General features: G+C 45.3%; 3 protein-coding genes. All 3 read left to right on the forward strand.

Annotation, left to right across the window (positions count from 1 at the left end):
- The coding region (locus R8N46_RS25045; protein WP_318189752.1) for a YraN family protein at nt 1–293 on the forward strand (293 nt) is incomplete at its 5' end.
- Nucleotides 294–296: 3 nt separating this feature from the next.
- A complete protein-coding gene (locus R8N46_RS25050) occupies nt 297–887 on the forward strand; it encodes a phosphoheptose isomerase (RefSeq protein WP_318189753.1) in 591 nt (196 codons plus the stop codon).
- A gap of 20 nt (nt 888–907) precedes the next feature.
- Nucleotides 908–1,164, forward strand: a 257-nt coding sequence (locus tag R8N46_RS25055) for a BON domain-containing protein (protein ID WP_412079898.1), incomplete at its 3' end; no start/stop codon positions are given.

Below are 1,164 nucleotides of genomic sequence, written 5' to 3' on the forward strand. Positions count from 1 at the left end.
GTTTGCGTTTTTTAGATCAAAATTATCTGACAAAGTTCGGCGAGATTGATTTAATCTTCCAACAAGATGAAACTATCGTCTTTGTTGAAGTCAAATATCGTAAGAACGATCATTTTGGCTCAGCGGCAGAAATGGTCACAAACGCTAAAATGCGCAAACTGATCAAAACAGCACAAGTTTGGCTCTGCCAACAACGCACAATGAACACCATAGATTATCGGTTCGATGTCATCGCCATTCATGACAGTGGTCGCGACATCAACTGGATACAAAATGCAATATCTGAAGGATAAGCGATGCTAGACAGCATTAAAGATAGCTTTACAGAAAGTATGCAAATTCAAATCGCAGCCGCAGAAGCTCTGCCTGATGCGATCACGCACGCCGCTCAAGCCATGGTTTCGAGCTTGCTGAATGGCAACAAAATTCTTTGCTGCGGCAACGGTGGCAGCGCCTCAAATGCACAACAGTTTGTTTCTTGTCTTTTAAATCGCTTTGAGACCGAGCGCCCTAGCCTTCCCGCTATGGCGCTGACTGCGGACAACACCACACTAACGGCAGTTGCAAACGACTACCACTATCAAGAGATTTTCTCTAAGCAAGTTCGTGCATTTGGCCAACCAGGCGATATTCTTCTGGCGCTTTCTACCAGTGGCAACAGCAAAAACATCATCAAAGCGATGGAGGCGGCCGTAACTCGCGACATGACCATTATCGCCCTAACAGGTAAAGATGGTGGTGAAATGGCAGGATTACTGGGCGAAAACGATGTAGAAATTCGCATTCCATCCCATCGCACGGCTCGCATTCACGAAGTGCATATGGTCACTCTTCACTGCTTATGCGATTTGATTGACCAAGTACTTTTCCCTGCTCACGAAGAATAACAGATTTGAGAATCAGCATTATGATACGTAGCCTTGTCATTTTATGTACCATCTTAAGCTTGAGCGGATGTGCGGGACTGTTCATTGCTGGAGCTGCCACCACGGCAAATATTGTGACAGATACTCGCACCACGAAGCAGATCTGGCAAGACAACAATATTGAATTTGAAGTCGCAGCGATCGGTAATAAAGAACCATTTAAAGGGCATGTTCGAGTTGTTGCGAGCTCGTACAATGGTACGGTTGTTTTAATGGGCCAAGCTCCAACTCAAGATTT

This window comes from Vibrio sp. 1874 (assembly GCF_033344395.1).
GTDB classification, from domain to species: domain Bacteria; phylum Pseudomonadota; class Gammaproteobacteria; order Enterobacterales; family Vibrionaceae; genus Vibrio; species Vibrio alginolyticus.